The organism is Hymenobacter telluris, assembly GCF_017313265.1.
GTDB lineage: Bacteria > Bacteroidota > Bacteroidia > Cytophagales > Hymenobacteraceae > Hymenobacter > Hymenobacter telluris.
Map to the genome: position 1 here is coordinate 1 of NZ_JAFLQZ010000020.1, position 16,998 is coordinate 16,998.

17 protein-coding genes are annotated in these 16,998 nt (G+C 56.4%); 7 read left to right on the plus strand and 10 right to left on the minus strand.

All coding sequences use genetic code 11. The annotated features are described in order from the left end of the window. The first annotated feature begins 291 nt into the window (after window positions 1–291). The 4 genes from rimO (at window position 292) to J0X19_RS21345 (ending at window position 4,674) form a co-directional block, all read left to right on the plus strand. Window positions 292–1,605: a 30S ribosomal protein S12 methylthiotransferase RimO gene (rimO, locus tag J0X19_RS21330; RefSeq protein ID WP_206986444.1), complete on the plus strand. Its 1,314-nt coding sequence runs from the start codon at window positions 292–294 to the stop codon at window positions 1,603–1,605. A 244-nt stretch (window positions 1,606–1,849) separates the two neighbouring features. Then, entirely contained in the window at window positions 1,850–3,442 is a 1,593-nt protein-coding gene (gene bshC / locus J0X19_RS21335) for a bacillithiol biosynthesis cysteine-adding enzyme BshC (protein ID WP_206986445.1), read from the plus strand. Between the two features lie 37 nt (window positions 3,443–3,479). Further along, window positions 3,480–4,058, plus strand: a complete 579-nt coding sequence (locus J0X19_RS21340) for a 5-formyltetrahydrofolate cyclo-ligase (RefSeq protein WP_206986446.1) — start codon at window positions 3,480–3,482, stop codon at window positions 4,056–4,058. Between the two features lie 103 nt (window positions 4,059–4,161). Further along, window positions 4,162–4,674 carry an ExbD/TolR family protein gene (locus tag J0X19_RS21345; RefSeq protein ID WP_206986447.1) on the plus strand — a complete coding sequence of 171 codons (513 nt, stop codon included), beginning with the start codon at window positions 4,162–4,164 and terminating at the stop codon, window positions 4,672–4,674. 11 nt (window positions 4,675–4,685) lie between these two features. Here the strand turns inward: J0X19_RS21345 and J0X19_RS21350 are convergent, their stop codons facing one another. The 5 genes from J0X19_RS21350 to mnmD form a co-directional block, all read right to left on the minus strand. After that, window positions 4,686–5,114, minus strand: coding sequence for a hypothetical protein (locus J0X19_RS21350; protein WP_206986448.1), 429 nt, complete (start codon window positions 5,112–5,114; stop codon window positions 4,686–4,688). Between the two features lie 67 nt (window positions 5,115–5,181). Continuing rightward, the gene (locus J0X19_RS21355; protein WP_206986449.1) at window positions 5,182–5,790 is read right to left on the minus strand and encodes a GDYXXLXY domain-containing protein; all 609 of its coding nucleotides are present in this window, start codon (window positions 5,788–5,790) and stop codon (window positions 5,182–5,184) included. Window positions 5,791–5,814: 24 nt separating this feature from the next. Continuing rightward, entirely contained in the window at window positions 5,815–7,038 is a 1,224-nt protein-coding gene (locus J0X19_RS21360) for a DUF2157 domain-containing protein (RefSeq protein ID WP_206986450.1), read from the minus strand. Window positions 7,039–7,089: 51 nt separating this feature from the next. Further along, entirely contained in the window at window positions 7,090–7,635 is a 546-nt protein-coding gene (locus J0X19_RS21365; RefSeq protein WP_206986451.1) for a hypothetical protein, read from the minus strand. A 58-nt stretch (window positions 7,636–7,693) separates the two neighbouring features. Continuing rightward, complete coding sequence (gene mnmD, locus J0X19_RS21370; RefSeq protein ID WP_206986452.1) at window positions 7,694–8,380, minus strand: tRNA (5-methylaminomethyl-2-thiouridine)(34)-methyltransferase MnmD; 687 nt, start codon at window positions 8,378–8,380, stop codon at window positions 7,694–7,696. A 128-nt stretch (window positions 8,381–8,508) separates the two neighbouring features. On the opposite strand from mnmD, the gene J0X19_RS21375 reads away from it, so the two are divergent. Next, the gene (locus J0X19_RS21375; protein ID WP_206986453.1) at window positions 8,509–8,937 is read left to right on the plus strand and encodes a thioesterase family protein; all 429 of its coding nucleotides are present in this window, start codon (window positions 8,509–8,511) and stop codon (window positions 8,935–8,937) included. 232 nt (window positions 8,938–9,169) lie between these two features. After that, complete coding sequence (gene rlmN / locus J0X19_RS21380; RefSeq protein WP_394369128.1) at window positions 9,170–10,237, plus strand: 23S rRNA (adenine(2503)-C(2))-methyltransferase RlmN; 1,068 nt, start codon at window positions 9,170–9,172, stop codon at window positions 10,235–10,237. 116 nt (window positions 10,238–10,353) lie between these two features. Here rlmN and J0X19_RS21385 read toward each other — a convergent pair whose 3' ends face one another. The 4 genes from J0X19_RS21385 to J0X19_RS21400 all read right to left on the minus strand — a co-directional run bounded on the left by J0X19_RS21385 (window position 10,354) and on the right by J0X19_RS21400 (window position 15,082). Then, complete coding sequence (locus J0X19_RS21385) at window positions 10,354–11,043, minus strand: hypothetical protein (RefSeq protein WP_206986455.1); 690 nt, start codon at window positions 11,041–11,043, stop codon at window positions 10,354–10,356. A gap of 204 nt (window positions 11,044–11,247) precedes the next feature. Further along, the gene (locus J0X19_RS21390) at window positions 11,248–12,363 is read right to left on the minus strand and encodes a hypothetical protein (RefSeq protein WP_206986456.1); all 1,116 of its coding nucleotides are present in this window, start codon (window positions 12,361–12,363) and stop codon (window positions 11,248–11,250) included. Between the two features lie 330 nt (window positions 12,364–12,693). Next, the gene (locus J0X19_RS21395; RefSeq protein WP_206986457.1) at window positions 12,694–13,893 is read right to left on the minus strand and encodes a hypothetical protein; all 1,200 of its coding nucleotides are present in this window, start codon (window positions 13,891–13,893) and stop codon (window positions 12,694–12,696) included. Window positions 13,894–14,113: 220 nt separating this feature from the next. Continuing rightward, window positions 14,114–15,082 carry a YihY/virulence factor BrkB family protein gene (locus J0X19_RS21400; RefSeq protein WP_206986458.1) on the minus strand — a complete coding sequence of 323 codons (969 nt, stop codon included), beginning with the start codon at window positions 15,080–15,082 and terminating at the stop codon, window positions 14,114–14,116. A 147-nt stretch (window positions 15,083–15,229) separates the two neighbouring features. Here J0X19_RS21400 and J0X19_RS21405 point away from each other — a divergent pair, with 147 nt between their 5' ends. Continuing rightward, a complete protein-coding gene (locus J0X19_RS21405) occupies window positions 15,230–16,072 on the plus strand; it encodes a hypothetical protein (RefSeq protein ID WP_206986459.1) in 843 nt (280 codons plus the stop codon). Window positions 16,073–16,167: 95 nt separating this feature from the next. On the opposite strand, the gene J0X19_RS21410 is transcribed toward J0X19_RS21405, so the two are convergent. Then, on the minus strand, window positions 16,168–16,896 hold the full coding sequence (locus J0X19_RS21410) for a DUF3891 family protein (RefSeq protein WP_206986460.1): 729 nt from the start codon (window positions 16,894–16,896) through the stop codon (window positions 16,168–16,170). Window positions 16,897–16,998 lie beyond the last annotated feature (102 nt).

Sequence of the window (16,998 nt, forward strand, 5' to 3'; positions counted from 1 at the left end):
GGCGCTAACCGCGCCCACTGCGCGTCCGTCAACATCTGTTCCATGCCGCAAAATAACCACTGTTAACACTTCCTAGTAATCCAGCATCAGCACGCGAGATGCTTCGGCCAGCTCAGCATGACGTTCTTTGGTACAGACCCAGCCGTAAGCTTCCTTTCGTGAAAGGAACGTTCAGCCTAGGAAAAGGCGTTGCCGGGTTCGTACCTTTGCGGTCCGATTTTCGCCGCGGGCCGTAGCGGGCAACTTTCTCAGGTAGAAAGCCTTGCCCGGCCGCCTGCCTATCCAATCAGCATGAAAGTAAGAAGCCAACTGGCCAATAAAGTCAACGTCATTACCCTCGGGTGCTCCAAGAACATTGTGGATTCGGAGGTGCTGATGGGGCAGCTCCGGGCCAACCAGTTCGACGTGACGCACGAAGCCGAAACCAGCGACGCCAACATCGTCATTATCAACACCTGCGGCTTTATTGATAACGCCAAGCAGGAAAGTATCGACACGATTTTGCGCTACGCCGACGAGAAGGAAGCTGGCAAGCTGCAAAAGCTGTACGTGACGGGCTGCCTCTCGCAGCGCTACAAAGACGACCTGGAAGCGGAAATTCCGCAGGTGGATGCCTATTTCGGGACGCTGGAGCTGCCGCAACTGATGAAGACGCTGGAAGCCGACTACAAGCACGAGCTGGTGGGGGAGCGGCTGCTGACCACGCCCCAGCACTATGCTTACTTCAAAATTGCGGAAGGCTGCAACCGGCCCTGCTCGTTCTGCGCCATCCCGCTGATGCGCGGCAAGCACGTAGACCGGCCGATTGAAGACCTGGTGCGCGACGCCAAGCGCCTCGCTTCGCAAGGCACCAAAGAGCTGATTCTGATTGCCCAGGACCTCACGTACTACGGGCTGCAAGCCTACGGGGAGCGGAAACTGGCCGACTTGCTGCGCCACCTCTCCGACGTGGAAGGCATCGACTGGATTCGGATGCAGTACGCTTATCCGTCGCAGTTCCCGATGGATGCCTTGGACGTGATGAACGAGCGGAGCAACATCTGCAAGTACCTGGATATGCCCTTGCAGCACGTTTCCGATAACATGCTGAAAACCATGCGGCGCGGCATCAGTCGGCGGCGGACGGTGGAGCTGGTGGATAGCATCCGGCAGCGCGTACCGGGCATTGCGTTGCGCACCACGCTCATTGCCGGTCACCCCGGCGAAACGCAGCAGGATTTCGAGGACCTCTACAACTTTGTGGAGGAAACCCGCTTCGACCGGCTGGGCATCTTCACCTACTCGCACGAAGACAACACGCATTCCTACACGATGCCCGACGACGTGCCGGCCGAGGTGAAACAGGACCGCGCCGACCAGATTATGGAGTTGCAGCAGGGCATTTCGATGGACCTGAACGAGCAGAAAGTGGGGCAGACCTATAAAGTGCTGTTCGACCGGAAGGAAAGCGGCTACTTCGTGGGCCGCACCGAGTTCGACTCGCCGGAAGTGGACAATGAAGTGCTGGTGCCCGCCACCAAAGACACGTTCGTACGCCTCGGCGACTTTGCCCAGGTGAAGATTCACGAAGCCTCCGACTTCGATTTGTACGGCACGCTGGTATAGAGTTCAGTTGCCGGTTATCAGTTGTGGGTTGCCAAGTAGGGATGCAGCGCTGGCAGTAAATAGCTCTCGAAATTAATATGACTTCAAACAACGACTCCCGTAGTGATTCACTGCGGGAGTCGTTGTATTTCAATAGGTTGGGCGGTTGATGAATACTGGTAACTGGTAACCGGCAACCGGCAACAGAAAATACCCAGTTACTTTGTGGCGGCTGGCCGGTTATAGCCGAATTATTCTCCTCTGTATGTCCGTCACGACCCTGCGCTACGCCGACACCGGCGCGTTTTCCCCGCTGCTTACCGCCTACCTGGACCGGCACGAAGCCCTGACCCCGTTTTATCACCGCTTCCCGGCCCTCGAAGAATTTCAGGCGCAGATAGAGGAAAAGAAAGCGCACTACACGCCCGAAGCCCGGCAACGGCTGGTGGCGGCCCTGCGCGAGCAATACGCCACGTTGCCCGAAGTACACCCACAGGTGCAAGCCAACCTGGCGCTGCTGGAAAAGGAAACCACCTTCACCATCACTACGGGGCACCAGCTCAATTTACTGACCGGGCCGCTATATTTCATCTACAAGATTGTAACGGCCATCAAGCTCAGCCGCCAGTTGAAAGCGCAGTACCCGCAGTACGATTTCGTGCCGTTGTACTGGATGGCCACCGAAGACCACGACTTCGCCGAAATCAACCATTTGCAGCTGTTCGGTAAGAAATACGAATGGAACGCCGCCGACCAGGGTGGGCCGGTGGGCCGGTTGAAGCTAGATGGTTTGCAGGAGGAATTACTCGACCAACTGCCCGCCGATGTGCCCGCCGCTTTCCGGGAGGCCTACCAGGAAGCTGGCACGCTGGCCGAGGCCACCCGCCGCCTTACGCACAGTTTGTTTGGCGAGTATGGCTTGGTGAGTCTGGATGGTGATGCGCCGGCGTTGAAGCAGGCTTTGGTGCCCGTGTTGGAGCGCGAAATTCTGGAGCAGGCCTCCAACAACGCCGTGCAGGCGTCGAATGCGCAGCTGGAAGCAGCCGGTTTCAAGCCGCAGGTGTATTCGCGCCCGCTCAACCTGTTTTTTCTGACTGATACCGGCAAGCGGGAGCGGCTGGAATACGATGCCGCCGCCGACTGCGTGCAGATAACCGTACGCAACACCAACCGATGTCATAGCCAGGAAGAGTTACTCGATTTGGCGCGCCAGCACCCCGAGCAGTTCAGCCCCAACGTGGTACTGCGGCCGCTGTACCAGGAAATTTTGCTGCCCAACCTGTGCTACATTGGCGGCGGCGCGGAAGTAGCGTACTGGTTTCAGCTCAAGCAGGTATTCGCCGACAACCAGGTACCCTACCCGATTCTGTTGCTTCGCAACTCGGCGCAGTACATTGGCAAGGCCAACCTGGGCAAGCTGCGCAAACTGGGGCTGACCTCAACGGATATTTTCCGGCCGCTGCCGGAGCTGAAAAAGCAAGTAGGCGCCGCACTGGGGCAGGAAGAAATCAGCCTTAGTGCGCAGCAGCAGGCGCTGGCGGCGGTGTTCAAGGAAGTATCCGACCTAGCGCAGCGCCTCGACCCCACGCTGGTACGCACCGTAGCCGCCGAGCAGCAAAAAGCTGCCAGTAGCCTAGCTGGGTTGGAAAAGCGCCTCAGCAAAGCTGCCGAAGCCAAGCACGAAACGGCGTACAGCCAGCTCACGGCCCTCAAAGACAAGCTGATGCCCAACGGCCACTTGCAGGAGCGCGAAGACAACGTACTCAGCATCCTCATCAACAACCCGCAGTTTATCAAGCAACTCCTCGACGCCTTCGACCCGCTGGCGCTGGAATTCACGGTATTGGAAGAGGAGTAGACCTCGTTTTTCGTTGCTTAAAGAAACAGCTAGTACAATGCTGAAAGCCGAACTGCGCCGCACTGCCTTGTCCCGGCGACAAGCCTTGCCGGAAAGCGAAGTAGCGCAGCGTAGCCGCCAATTGCGGGAGCAGCTATTCTCGCATTTCGAGGTAGCCAGATGGAAGTGGCTGCACGTGTTTCTACCGATTCCGCAGCAGCACGAGCCGGACACCTGGCAGATTATCCGGTGGGTTTGGGAGCGTGAATTGCCGGTGCAACTAGCCGTGCCCGTGGTGCAAGCGGATGGCGTGAGCTTACGGCATTATCACCTTACTCCTGGCACTGCATTAGTCAACAACCGCTGGGGCATTCCGGAGCCGGTGGGGGCCGGTGAGGTTGAGCCAGCGCAACTGGATGCGGTGTTGATTCCGCTGTTGGCTTTCGATGAAAATGGGCACCGGGTTGGCTACGGCAAAGGCTTCTATGATCGGTTTCTACTGGAATGCCGGCCCGATGTACTGCGGATTGGGTTGAGCCTGGAACCGCCAGTACCTAAAATTACAGATGCCTGGTCTGGCGATGTGCCTTTAAGCGCATGTGTTACGCCCAGCGGCGTATGGCAGTTTGGGCGGTAGCGGAAAAGCTTGGCATATAGGCTATAGTAAGCTACGGAGTAAACAATAAGCTTATTAAGCGAGCCGTTGGATGGGTATCCATTCACTATATAGGAATCCGCTCATGGCTGAAATTGCATCGTCCGCCCCCGCTGGCCGCGGCCCCAAGCCCCGCCGCAAAAAGCTCTCCACCCGCATCGACATGACGCCCATGGTCGATTTGGCATTTCTGCTGTTGACTTTCTTTATCCTGACGGCTTCGTTCAACAAACCCACGGTCATGGCGCTAACAATGCCTGACAAGAAAGGAGAGCCATCTGACTTGGGTGCTAAGCAAGCCTTAACGCTGATACTAGGCAAAGACAGCCAGGTGCATTACTTCTTCGGCTTAAATAGCGCAGAAAATCCAGCCAAGCTATACACTACCACTTTCGGTTCCGATGGCTTGCGGAAGGTATTGCTGGAACGGCAGCGCCAGTTGCCGGCTCCTACCGTACTCATCAAGGCCGGCCAAGATGCCAAGTACCGCGACCTGGTAGATGCGCTGGACGAAATGACCATCACCGACCAGCAGAAATACGCCCTGGTCGATTTGACGGCCGCCGACCGGGAATTGCTGGAAAAGAACTCGTTGTAACTAGCTGAATACTACGCGCCGCGGGCATTTGCAAGTTTGCGGGCGGCGCGTAGTTTGCCTGCCTGGTAACAGTTGTAGCCAAAGAAAAGCAGCGCCAGAAATTGCAGGCCGAAAGCGCTAAAAAGCAACGACAGGTATGGGTCGAATGGTGACGCAGACGGAGTTGGCTCAATGTATAATGGTGGATAAATTGTCGGACTGCTGGCTCTCAGAACGATAGTCAGATAGTGACTCATGCACACCAACACTGCGCTGACTGTGGCCAGGAGCAGATGATTCAGGACGGAGCGCCGACGCAGGAGCAGCATAACAATACCCACAACCAAGGCTGTGGGTATAAACAGCCAGCTGATGAACGACGAGCGCGACAATACAAAATACGTATTGTGCATCTGAATATCGAGTGCTTGTTGTTGCAGCGCCTCGAAGCCGACCAGCATACCGGCTAGCAAAATCGTTATGCCTCCCGATACGAGTAGCCAACAGGCCACAACCGCTTGGTTAGCATTAAAGAGGGGCTTTAGCTTGCTTGGGAGACGGCAGAATATCCACCTGCTTGATGCGGGCTTGGCCCCAGGGCGCAATGCTAACCTGCACCCGCAGCAACTGCTTGGGCTTCAGCTTCCGGCCGACATCGGCGGGCACGTAGTACTTCTCGAAGCCGTAGCGCAGGCGCATGCTGCGGCGCCAAATATCCTGCACCCAACCGCGCAGCACCACTTGGCCGGCTGGTACCGTAGGCTCCAATGAGTAAACAGCCACGGCCTCGTATCGGTCTTGGCGGGGTTCCAGCACCACGTACACGGCCTGTTTGCGGCGGGGCATGGTGCCATCCTTCCATAAACTACCCGGAATCTGGCTGATGCTGTAGTTCAGGTTCAGATGGTCGCCGTAGTTCAGGTCGCGCGGGTCGATGGGGGTGGTGTGCAGCGTGACGGTTTCGCCGAGGGCGCCGGTAGCGTAGCCCGCCGCCGCTACGGCCAGCACAAACAGCACCTGCGCGGCCAGCAGCCACCACACGCCTACTCGCCGCCGCGCTTCGGGCAATGCATGCAGCGGCGCTGATGCAGCCTGCGGAGCGGGTTCTACTGCCGGAGAAAGGGGAGCCGAAGACATTGGGAAAGCATTTGAGAACGAAGCTTAGAAAGCCTGGTTGGCATTTTTGGCAGCGAAGGTCTGGGTGGCTCGGCGGCGTAACAGCCAACTCAGCCCAAACAGCAGAATACCGCCGAGCAGGAAAAACAACGACTTGTCCATGAAGCCCCACGTCAGCTTGAAATAAGCCACGGCGGTAGTCAAAATGAACAGCACCGTGCCCAGCGTAACCCGGTCCTGGTTTTGCTCCTGGTGGGCACGGGCCAGCACCGCCCCCGAATACGCATACAGCACTACCACCGTACCCACGGTCAGTGGCAGCCCGCCCGGCAAATAGAAGCCCGGCAATAGCAGCAGCCAATCGGTAGCACCGCTCAGGCGGCCCCGCAGCTTCTTGCCCCACAACGACAGCGCCAGCACTGCCCCCAGCGCCGCCAGATAGGCCAGCAACGGCGGCCGAAGCCGGTCGGCATACGCATCGGCCTCGCCGAATAGCGCCAGCCCCAGCGTGAACAGAAATGCGGCTACCAACGGCGGCCCCTGCAACGCCCGCGCCGCCGGCCGGTCAGCCTGCCAGTCGCCGGCCGTATAAACGAGCATGGCAGGAATAAAAAACCAGGTGATTTTGACGTGCAAGTGGTTGATCAGCAAAGCAGTCTGCCAGAGCAAGCCAGTGGCTAGCACGCCCCCCAGCACCGAATCGGGGCGGCGCCACCAGTAGTAGCCCAGCCCGCCCGCCGTGAGAGCCGCCGTGAAGTAACTGAACACGCCCAATTGCCCGGTGTTGTAGCCCTGCACAATCCCGCCGATAATGACGGTGAGCAAGAACAGAAACCGGCTGCTATACAGCCACGTCAGCAGGATGCCCACCACCGCCCAGGCCAGCAGCCCGGTGAGGTCGTAGCCGATGAGCTGGTACATCTGGCTGGTGAGGATGATACTGGCCCCAAATAGCAGCAGCCCCAGCCCCACCAGCCCCAGCCCTAGCGACTCGTACTGCCGGCGCAGGAAATATTCGGCGGCCACGTAGGCACTGGTTAAGGAGCCCAGCAGCAGCCCCAGCCGCACCAGCTCCGGCAGGTCCTGCCAGTTGGCAGCCACCAGACTTAGGGCACTCAGGGCAATTAGCAGGCTGCCCAGCAAAGGCAGCAGCCCGATGGTAGGTTTTTCGGGCGGGTACAGCTCCAGCAACTGCGCCTGTTGCTCGGCGCTGATGATGCCCTTCCTCACCCACTCTGCCCCGTCCGTTTCCAGTAGTTTCCGACTCATAGCTACCGCAACTTACACAGGATGATGGGAAGCGGCGTATGTATCCTCCCGCTAATCCTCTATCGGTTCCCATTCGCCTTTCTTGAAAAATACATTGCCAAATTTGGGCGAGTGAAATACATAATAAAACTCGCTGGTATTTGTGTAGAGTGTTGGATTGTCGCTGATAATATGATGCGTTGGAATAGTAGGATAAAGAATAATATGTGGATTTCTGCTGGATGTTGTGAATGATACCTCACTAGAGTATGTTCTGGTTACATTTATTCCTTCTGTTACATGAAAAAATAATTTATTGCGTTCTGTTATTTCAAATCTAAAATGATTGTATTGCCAGTCAGCTTGCTTACCTGGGAATTTCGTTCTGTCAATTACGTATTCACCGTATATATCATCTCGTTCAATATCTGTAGACAGTGATGCACGAGCAATCATACTTAGAATAACTAGACTCAATACGAAAAGCCACAATATCCCAAGAATTTTTCCAAATATTGTTTTTCCTGTAGAAAGCCAAGTAATAAAAAAGGCAACAACTAAAATAAGTGTTAATGGGAGTAATATGAAAATGAAGAATAAATTGAATCCAAATCCCATATAAAAAGATAGTTTAACTTAGTAAAACATCTTTCTGTTTTAAAGTCAGAATTCACGGTTATCCCGCCTTCCGGGCCCGTGTCATTTCGCGCTTACCGGCCGGACCCGGAATCTTCTCAACTAACCAGCCGGCGGCTTTCAGGCTGCGGCGGAAGCTGCCTTTGGCGCAGTAGCTCACCAGTACGCCGCCGGGGGCAGTGGCATCATAAAGCTGCTGGAACACCGCATCGGTCCACATTTCCGGTTGCTTTTCCGGGGCAAAGGCATCGAAGTAGATAACGTGGTAGGTGTCTTCGGAAAGGAGCGTGGCTTGGAGGGTACCGGCAATTTTATAGAGCGCAAACTGCGGCGTGAGGGCCACAGGCGCACCCCAGCCGGCCGCGTGTAGCTGCTGATGGTAGTCAAGCAACTCCGGATTCAGCACGTAGCGCTCTACGCCCAGCGTATCAATGACTGCGGGCGGTAGCGGGTGTTTCTCAATAGTGTCGTAGAAGATAGGGTGCGGGCTAGTCAGGCTGTGCTGCAAGGTAAGCAATGCATTCAGGCCCGTCCCGAACCCGACTTCCAGCACCCACACCATACCCGTAGCGGCAGCCAGCACCGGTTCCAGCCCGGCACCCAGGTACACGTGCTGGGCTTCTTGTATGGCACCGTTGGTGCTGTGGTAATGCTCGTCAAGCTCAGGAACATACAGTGTGCTAGAGCCATCGGCGGTGGTGCGCACTTCTACTTTGGGGGTGGCCATGAAATGTGGGAATGGTAGGGTGGGAAAGTGATGCAAGCAGCGTAAAACCGAGCACGGATAGCCTATTTGCCGAAGGGCGCGTACGCTGTTTCGAGTCTCAATCAATCCGCTGCAACTAAGCTTCCGCTATGCCTCGCATCAAGGTAAATCTACCCGAAAATTTTCTGTTCTCTACGGAAATTCATCTGCGCATCACCGACCTTAATTATGGGGCCCACCTTGGCAATGACTCGCTGCTTGGTATTCTGCACGAAGCGCGGGTGCAGTTCCTGCAACATATTGGTAGCATGGAAGTTGACCGGGCTACGGGCAGAGGGCATATCATGGCTGATGTGGCTATTGAGTACAAGAGTGAAGCCTTTTACGGCGACGTATTGCACATCGACATGGCGGCCAACGACCTGTCCAAGTACGGCTTCGACCTGGTGTATCGGGTGCGCAACCAGGAGGGCCGCGACATTGCCCGCGCCAAAACCGGCATGCTTACCTTCGACTACAACACACGCAAGCTGCTGCCGCTTGCTGAAGAGTACGCCCGGCGGCTGCGCGGCGAATAGCTTCTTCTGAACCGCGGATTTTGCAGATTAGTCGGATTGGTCGGATTTTGGTGACGGCTCAACGAGTTGAATCATAGTGCATTATACTGCTGGTGAGAAGTTGCTAATCAACGAGGCGTTCTGTTTTTTCTGCAAAAACAAAATCGTCACCGAAATCCGACCAATCCGATTAATCTGCAAAATCCGCGTTTTGGAACCCAACTGCCTCACTCGTTGTATCTTTGCGGCTATGATGATTGACCTGCCCGTAGTTTCCAAGCGCGACATCCGCAAACTCACCCCCGACGAGCTGAAAACCTTTATGGTGGAGCACGGCGAAAAGCCGTTCCGGGCCAAGCAGGTAAGCGAGTGGCTGTGGAAAAATACGGCCTCTTCGTTCGAGGAGATGAACAATATCTCGCTGGCTACCCGGCAGCTCCTGGCGCAGCACTTCGTGATAAACGGCGTGACGGTGCAGAACAAGCAGCTCTCCAACGACGGTACCATCAAGTCGGCGTTCAAGCTCTACGACGGCAACGTGGTGGAGGGCGTACTCATCCCGCACGATACGCGCATGACAGCCTGCATCAGCTCACAGGTGGGCTGCTCGCTCACGTGCAAGTTCTGCGCCACCGGCTACATGGACCGCAAGCGCAACCTCGATGCCGCCGAAATCTACGACCAGGTAGTGCGCATCAAGGAGCAGTGCGAAGCCGAGTATGGCACGCCGCTCACCAACATCGTGTACATGGGCATGGGCGAGCCGCTGCTCAACTACGCCAACGTGGTGAAAAGTATTGAGCGTATTACGGCGCCCGATGGCCTGAACATGGCCCCGCGCCGCATTACGGTGAGCACCGCCGGCATTGCCAAAATGATTAAGAAACTGGCCGACGACGAAGTGAAGGCCAACCTGGCCCTGAGCCTGCACGCGCCCAACGATGCCAAGCGCAACGAAATCATGCCCATCAACGAAGCCAACTCCCTGGCCGCGCTGAAGGAAGCCCTGCAATACTACCACCAGAAAACCGGCCGCAAAGTCACCTACGAGTACATCGTATTCGAGAACTTCAACGACACGCTCCAGGACGCCGAAGAATTGCTCCAGATTTCCAAGTGGCTGCCCTGTAAGGTGAACCTCATCGAGTACAACCCCATCGAAAACGCCGACTACCGCAACACCGGCGAAGAAAAGCTGCTGGCGTTTCTGAAGTACCTCGCCGACCGGGGTGTGCAAACTAACCTGCGCCGCAGCCGCGGCAAAGACATTGACGCCGCCTGCGGGCAGCTAGCCGTGAAGGAAAAGCCGCAAGCGGCATAGGCGGTGGGCGCGTAGGCCACCAGATACACTATTCGGTTTACGTGCGCAGCGCCGCCAACAGCCTCTGTGCATGAGGTAGTTGGCGGCGCTGCTTGTTTCAGGCAACCCCCATTAACTTATTCGGCTCCGACGGCGGATATTTCCTGTAGGCATTCGCTGGCCATCAGCAGACCTACTTTCATGCCGAAACCCCGCAAACGGTCTGCATCAAAGAAGATTTCGGAGCCGTATTGGTTGGTGATTTCAGTGGCGTGTGCCTTCATCGTCTGCTGCATGGCTTGTTGCATGAGGGCCTGGCGCTCGGCTTTGGGAATCTGGGCTAGTGGTTTCTGGCTATTGCTCTTTGTTAGCTCGGTGCAGGTTTCCGACGCAATTTTGGTGAGCAGCGGCTTTTCTGCTTCTGTAATTTTAGTATCGGTCATGCTGGCATTGGCCGGCTGATTGGCCATGCGCATGAAAAGCTTCACTGCCACGGGGCATTCGCCGGCCAGGCGGCCAGCTACGCGCTGCCCAACACTACGCATCACCTGCGAATAATCAATAGAATTGCTTTTGTAGAGCTTTTCGGCCTCTTTCTGGCGGGGCTCAAACGCGCGAGTTACAACCTGCTGAAATACAGTTTGGGCGGCGGCCTTATCTAGCTGAGCAAAAGGAGTTTTCTGGTCCTCCTTTTCCATTTCCCGGCAGACAGTAGCGGTTATTTCATTTTCAAACTTAGCGGCGGCTGGGTTGTCAGGCGTAGTTTGAGCAAAAGAGCAATGCAGTGGCAACGCCAAGGCAGCGGCAAAAAAGATAGAACGAAGCATAAAGCTCAAAACTATATGAAGTACACAGATACCGCTAAAGGTACAGAATGTAACGCAGCCGCCAAGCCTCTCTTACTGTCTTGTTTTAATTGTGTTATTTATTGATAATCAAGGCTTTATTTAATAGTGGGTTTTGCGCTTTGTTAATGGCTTACCAGGCAACTTATCGGTTTTGCAGGGAAAGCAATAAGAAGCGCATTGCGCTTATCGGCTACCCTTACCGAAACGGTAAACCACGTCTACGTAGATAGGGAAGCCCACGAAAGCATCTTCTTTAAAGTTGGTGAATGGCAATAAGTAAATACCACCCAAGCCCAAACTGAAACGGCGGCCCGCGTGCCGGGCACCGAACAAGCCTAAGGTGCCGGGCTCGTCATTGATGAGCAGGAAATTCTCGCTCACCACCGACCAGCCCCGACTGATGCGCCTCTGACCGCCGTAGTGCAGCACGGGCGTCTTATCGATACCGGTTTTATTGATGGCGTAGCCCAGGCCCACACTCACATTGTTGTCGGCCGAGCCGTACGTGACTATGCCGTAGCCAATACCCGTGCGAACAGGCTTAAACTCGGGGTCTAGCTTGGGGAGGCGCGTGTACAGCACGCCCCCACCAACGTGCCATTTCTCGCTCAGCTTAGTCGACAACTTAGGCGTGACCAACAGCACTTGGTTGCGGAGCGGCAAAAAAGGCAGGACGGAAACCAGCACGCCCACCGAAAAATTGTTGGTGAAGCCGTAGCTGGCACCATAGAGTCCCCCGTCGGTCTGTTGGAAATAGCCTTCCCCACGGCGCAGGTTGCGGGCGGTGGGTAGCAGAAACAGGCGGTGACCATTGCCAACATCGAAATGAGTGGTAGCACGGTGTTGCGGCCGGGGGGCGGGTTCAAGGCGTACAATATCGGCGCGTTCCACCACCACTAAGCCCGAATCGAGGGGGAGTAGCTCTAGTTGAGTACGGTAGCGGGCCAGCAACTCGCCTTCCACAATGACACCAGAGCGGAGTTCCGCCCGCAGCCAGCGCGAAGTAAGAAACGGCGGCATTCGGGTTTTGGGTGCGGGCGGTGGCGGCAAGCCAGCCAGCTCCTGCTGCCGGGCTTCAATGGTGGTGCGCACCGTGGCAAACGCCGCCGGCGTAAAAGTGCGCTCCACCGTGCGGCCGTCGCGGAGCAACGCCCGGAGCTGGATGGTGCTATCCGGCGACAGGTGCTGCTCGAAGCGGGCCTCCACAAAATTATCGGCAGAGTAATACGGAAACAGGCCGTACGTCGCCTTCTCCTTTTGATCGATAACTGGCCCTACTATCGGGCTAACAGTAAGCAAGCGAACTGCCGGCTGCTGGGCGTGTAGTTGGCTAGCCGTCAGGCATGAAAACAGCCAAATTGCTATAAGGCGCTGCATATAAACAACATAGTAGAGTAGCTTCCTGTCGGTTATAGCATCTGCCGGCAGGAAATAGAAGCGGAAAATCAAATCACTAACGTTGGCTTCCCACAAATTATGCGGGCGGTGCTCTGATGCAGAACAGTAGGTTTCGGAGGCGGATGCCGAACCTTAGAAGTATAGAGAATAACGAATTGCCCGCCTTAAACTGTGTGGTGTGTGGTAAGCCGTTTACTGGCCACAGCGCCTAATGAAATTTGGTTGTAAAGGCTAGCGGCTACCCTTGCCAAACCGGAACGTGAAGTCGATGTACAGCGGGAAAATATAGGAGCTGTACACCCTTGAGCGGGTGTCGAAAAAATCGTCTTCTTCCCTGTATAAGAATAGATAGAAAGCGCCCAACCCCAATGAGGTACGCTCCCAGTTGATTTTGGCACCATACAAACCAAAGGCCCCGGAATTGCGGTTGGTTAGGATGTAGTTTTCGCTGATGAGCGACACCCGGCGGGAAATGCGAGTTTGCCCGCCCAGCTGAATAACAGGCGAGCGGTTTACGTCGCCGTCGCTAAAGCCGTAGCCCAGGCCAGCGGTGAAGTTGTTGTCGGCCGAGCCGAATGTGGTATTGCCGTAGAAGACGCCGGCACTCCCCCCAAACCCCCGCAGGTACAGCAGGCCCCCGCCCGCGTAGAATTTATCGGAAACCTTGGCCGATACTTTGGGCGTGAGGGCAAAAAGCTGCTCATCTAGGCCCAAGCCAGGAATTAGGGAGGCATAGGCACCCATCGACAGGTTGTTGGTGAGGCCGTAGTTCAGCCCTACCACAAACACGCTGATATACTGCACCGAGCCTTCGTTGCGGCGTAGGTTGCGGGCGGTAGGCTGAAAGAACATGCGGTTGCCGTTGCCAATATCAAACCGGTCGGGCTGCCGCCATGACGTTTGAGAAGTTAGCTCTTCGAGGCGAATGATGTTGCGGCGGCTTACCTGCACCACGCCCAGGTCGGAGGTCAGGAATTCCAGGAGGGTTGGTTGGGTGGCGGTTAGCTCGCCATCGAAAACGGTGCCGGTACGCAGAAAAACCCGGAAGCGGCGGCCCACCGAATCGGCGGCGGGAGTGCTGGAAGACAGTCGCGCCAGTTCTTGTTGCCGAGTGCTAATGCTGGTGCGTACTGCGGCCAACTCGGCGGCGGTAAATGGCCGCAGCACCGTGCGGCCGTCGCGGAGCAGAGTGCGTAGCTGCACGGTGCTGTCGGGCGTCAGAAGCCGCACAAAGCGGGCCTCCACAAAGTTGTTGGCCGAATAATACGGAAACAGGCTATACGTCGCTTTTTCCTGCTGGTCGATGACGTCGCCCACCACTGGGCTTACGATGAACGGCTTAGTAGCAGGAGTGGTTTGCTGAGCGCTTATGTGGTTGGATACTAAAGTGATAAGCAGCACCAAGCCGCTGGTAACTAGGATTCGGAACATGGTAGCAGCAACAATAGGAAGGGTTGTTCAAACCTAGCATTTCGTTGCTCAATACTATATAGCGCCCAGAGAAATTCTTGGTTCAAGCAGGCCTTCTCAACAACATGTGGTCACCCAAGCCGGACCGTTCCTATCCAGCCGTTTAAGGCTATAAAAATCCCCCCTGCCTCAGCCTTTGCTGAAGCAGGGGGGATGCGGCAACAACTACCCGAAACGGAGCTTAGCCTTTCCAGCGGCCCTCCGAGCGGGGCCGGCCAGTGGTAATTTCCTCTTTCGACTCTCCCTCGGGCACTTCGCGGGTTTCAATGCGTACGGCGTGGGCTTTGGGCTGCACTTTCTGCCCGAAAGCATCGGCAAATTCCTGCGTGAATTCGGCCCCGAAGAAGATAATCAGCGACGAGTAGTTCACCCACAGCAGCAGCACAATGGCCGAACCTGCTGCCCCAAAGGCTGAGCCGGGGTTGGACTGCGCGATGTAGAAGGAAATCAGGTACTTGCCTAGCAGAAACAGCAAAGCCGTAATAAACGCCCCCACGCCCACGTCGCGCCACCGGATGATGGCGTCGGGCAGGAACCGGTAGATGAGGGCAAACAGCAACGACGTGATAAAGAGCGACAAGCTGAAATCAACCAAGCGAATCAGAATCAGCGTGACTTCCGGCAGTAGCCGTTGCAAGTAATCGGTGAATACGCTCAGTACCGTGCTGATGACAAAGGAAATAAGCAGCAACAGCGCCACGCTCAGAATCAGGCCAAACGACAAGAGCCGGTCGCGCACAAACTGCCAGATGCCGTTGCGCGGCTTCACTTTCAGGTTCCAGATGTCGTTGATGCTTTCCTGAAGCGTGACGAAAAACGTGGTGGCCGCAAAAATCAGCGTGCCTACCCCAATCACAGCTGCCAAGCCGCTCTTTTGCTGCTTGGTGAATTCGGCAATGGAGTCCTGCAAGAATTTGGCGGAGTCGGCGCCTAGAAAGCCTTTCATCTGCCCATATACTTGTCCGGTTACGGCTTCGGCCCCATAGATGGAGCTGGCGGCCGTAATGACGATGATGAGCAGCGGCGGCAGCGAGAAAATAGTGTAGTACGACAAGGCCGCCGAGTGGCGCAACGAGTTGTTGGACATAAACTCGGTGGCCGTGGTTTTCAACGTGTTAAGGACGTCGGAGAAGCGGTAATGCGTAGCCATAGTTCGGAGAAAATCAAGGAAATGCGTTATAGGTAATACGGCCTTATAGCCTATGCGTTGGAAATGAATGGCCAAAACCCGCTCGGCCGCGTAGAGCAAGCCCGACACTTGTTAGGATTGGAGCACATTTTTTCTTTGTTTAGCTATATGCAAATTCCCCCTCTTATGCGCCAGTTCACCGGACTCTGGCCTGCTCTGCTACTGAGTGGCTTGGTCGCGTGCACCTCTACCACCGATAAGCCCGCCGCCGGCATCGGAACCACCCCGCGGGCCGACAGTATTTCGTCGTATCCGCCAGCGGAAGGCTTCGACAAAGCCGGCTCCGACGCCCGTGCCCAAGAACTAGCCGACCAAGTGATGCGCCAGATGGGCGGCTACCAAGCGTGGCAGCAGGCCCGGCTACTGGGGTGGGATTTTCTGGATAACTCGTACCAACTCTGGGACAAGCAAACCGGCGACTTTCACTGGCAGAAAGACAGTCTGGTGGCCAACTACAACCTCACCACCAAGCAGGGCCACGCCTACCGCGGCGGCAAGGATATTTCCGAAACCGAAGAAGGCAAGAAGCTCCTCACCCGCATGTACCCTATTTGGGTGAACAACTCGTGGTGGCTGCTCATGCCGTTTAAGCTAAAGGATTCGGGCGTGACGCTCACCTACAAAGGCGCGGGCACCCTCATGGACGGCAGCACCCCGGCCGAGGTGCTGAACATGACCTTCAAGAACGTGGGCGTGACACCCGACAACAAGTACGAAGTGCTGGTCAACCCCAAAACCAACCTGGTGGAGGAGTGGGCCTACTTCCCGAAAGCCACCGACGAAAAGCCCGCTTTCCGCCGCCGCTGGGCCGAGTACAAGCAGTACGGCCCGCTCAAGCTCGCCACCGACCGCACCGACGGCAAAGACGGCCGCCGCCTCGACCACGTGAGCGTGAGTACCACCGTGCCTGCGGGCATCATGGACAGCAAAGTGCCCGTGCAGAAACTGTAGTATTGTCATTGCGAGTGAAGCGAGGAATCTGAGTGTTTGGGTTGAATAGATTACAACCAGAACACTCAGATTCCTCGCTTCACTCGCAATGACAATTACTTCTGAAAGTTCCAGGTCAGCGTTTCGATGGGGGCTTCGCGCAGGGCGGTGGCTAGCTCGGTATCGTCCCGGAATTGCAACTGGCGCAGCATGCTGGCCTCCACGCTCACCATGAAGCTGGCATCCCGGAACGGCCACGGCGTGACGGTTACGGGGCCATCTTCGGAGGGGCGCACCACGTCGTAGCGCTGGCTGTCCTGGCCGGTATAGATTTCGAGGGCGCGGCTCATTTCGGGCAGCTCGTGACGGCACAAAATCAAGCTGAGCCGGTCGCACCAGTGCATCAGGTCGTAGGCTTGCTGTGCTTCCTGCTTGTTGACTTTCAGTTGCTTGCGCCACTGGGTTTGGTGGGTTTGCTGCTCGTTGAGGAAGGCGTCGGTGGTTTTGCTGGTGCCGCGCAGGCTTTCGTAGAGCGTACTCAGGTGCATACTGGTGAGCAGGCTGCGCCAGCGACCCTGGAACCGCGCCGCGCGCATCAGACTTTCTGCCTGCTCCAACGAAAACTCCTTCATGGTGAAGTTGGCCGGCGCCCCGGCGGGCGTAAGGCCGTAGTGCCCGTCCCAGCTGCGCTGCTCGTCGTCGTGCTGCGCAATAGCCGACAGCAGCCCCACCCACCGGTCGGAAGGCCCGAACGGCTGCCAGTGCCACGCCAACTGCGCGGCCAACTGCCCGTGGGCTTGCTGGTAGATGATTTGCCAGCCGTCGGCGGTGTAGTTTACTATCATGCGGTGCGTAATAACAAAGGTTTTTTAGAGGAACGCGCCAATGTCACGCAGGTTTTCCGGTAGCTGTAAACAAAAACGCCCCTCCGGACTGGTGGGGCGTGC

Bases quoted from the DNA above. Each gene is read 5' to 3' on its own strand.
- rimO (WP_206986444.1), top strand. From the start codon at position 292: ATGAAAGTAAGAAGCCAACTGGCCAATAAAGTCAACGTCATTACCCTC.
- bshC (WP_206986445.1), top strand. From the start codon at position 1,850: ATGTCCGTCACGACCCTGCGCTACGCCGACACCGGCGCGTTTTCCCCG.
- J0X19_RS21340 (WP_206986446.1), top strand. From the start codon at position 3,480: ATGCTGAAAGCCGAACTGCGCCGCACTGCCTTGTCCCGGCGACAAGCC.
- J0X19_RS21345 (WP_206986447.1), top strand. From the start codon at position 4,162: ATGGCTGAAATTGCATCGTCCGCCCCCGCTGGCCGCGGCCCCAAGCCC.
- J0X19_RS21350 (WP_206986448.1), bottom strand. From the start codon at position 5,114: ATGCTGGTCGGCTTCGAGGCGCTGCAACAACAAGCACTCGATATTCAG.
- J0X19_RS21355 (WP_206986449.1), bottom strand. From the start codon at position 5,790: ATGTCTTCGGCTCCCCTTTCTCCGGCAGTAGAACCCGCTCCGCAGGCT.
- J0X19_RS21360 (WP_206986450.1), bottom strand. From the start codon at position 7,038: ATGAGTCGGAAACTACTGGAAACGGACGGGGCAGAGTGGGTGAGGAAG.
- J0X19_RS21365 (WP_206986451.1), bottom strand. From the start codon at position 7,635: ATGGGATTTGGATTCAATTTATTCTTCATTTTCATATTACTCCCATTA.
- mnmD (WP_206986452.1), bottom strand. From the start codon at position 8,380: ATGGCCACCCCCAAAGTAGAAGTGCGCACCACCGCCGATGGCTCTAGC.
- J0X19_RS21375 (WP_206986453.1), top strand. From the start codon at position 8,509: ATGCCTCGCATCAAGGTAAATCTACCCGAAAATTTTCTGTTCTCTACG.
- rlmN (WP_394369128.1), top strand. From the start codon at position 9,170: ATGATTGACCTGCCCGTAGTTTCCAAGCGCGACATCCGCAAACTCACC.
- J0X19_RS21385 (WP_206986455.1), bottom strand. From the start codon at position 11,043: ATGCTTCGTTCTATCTTTTTTGCCGCTGCCTTGGCGTTGCCACTGCAT.
- J0X19_RS21395 (WP_206986457.1), bottom strand. From the start codon at position 13,893: ATGTTCCGAATCCTAGTTACCAGCGGCTTGGTGCTGCTTATCACTTTA.
- J0X19_RS21400 (WP_206986458.1), bottom strand. From the start codon at position 15,082: ATGGCTACGCATTACCGCTTCTCCGACGTCCTTAACACGTTGAAAACC.
- J0X19_RS21405 (WP_206986459.1), top strand. From the start codon at position 15,230: ATGCAAATTCCCCCTCTTATGCGCCAGTTCACCGGACTCTGGCCTGCT.
- J0X19_RS21410 (WP_206986460.1), bottom strand. From the start codon at position 16,896: ATGATAGTAAACTACACCGCCGACGGCTGGCAAATCATCTACCAGCAA.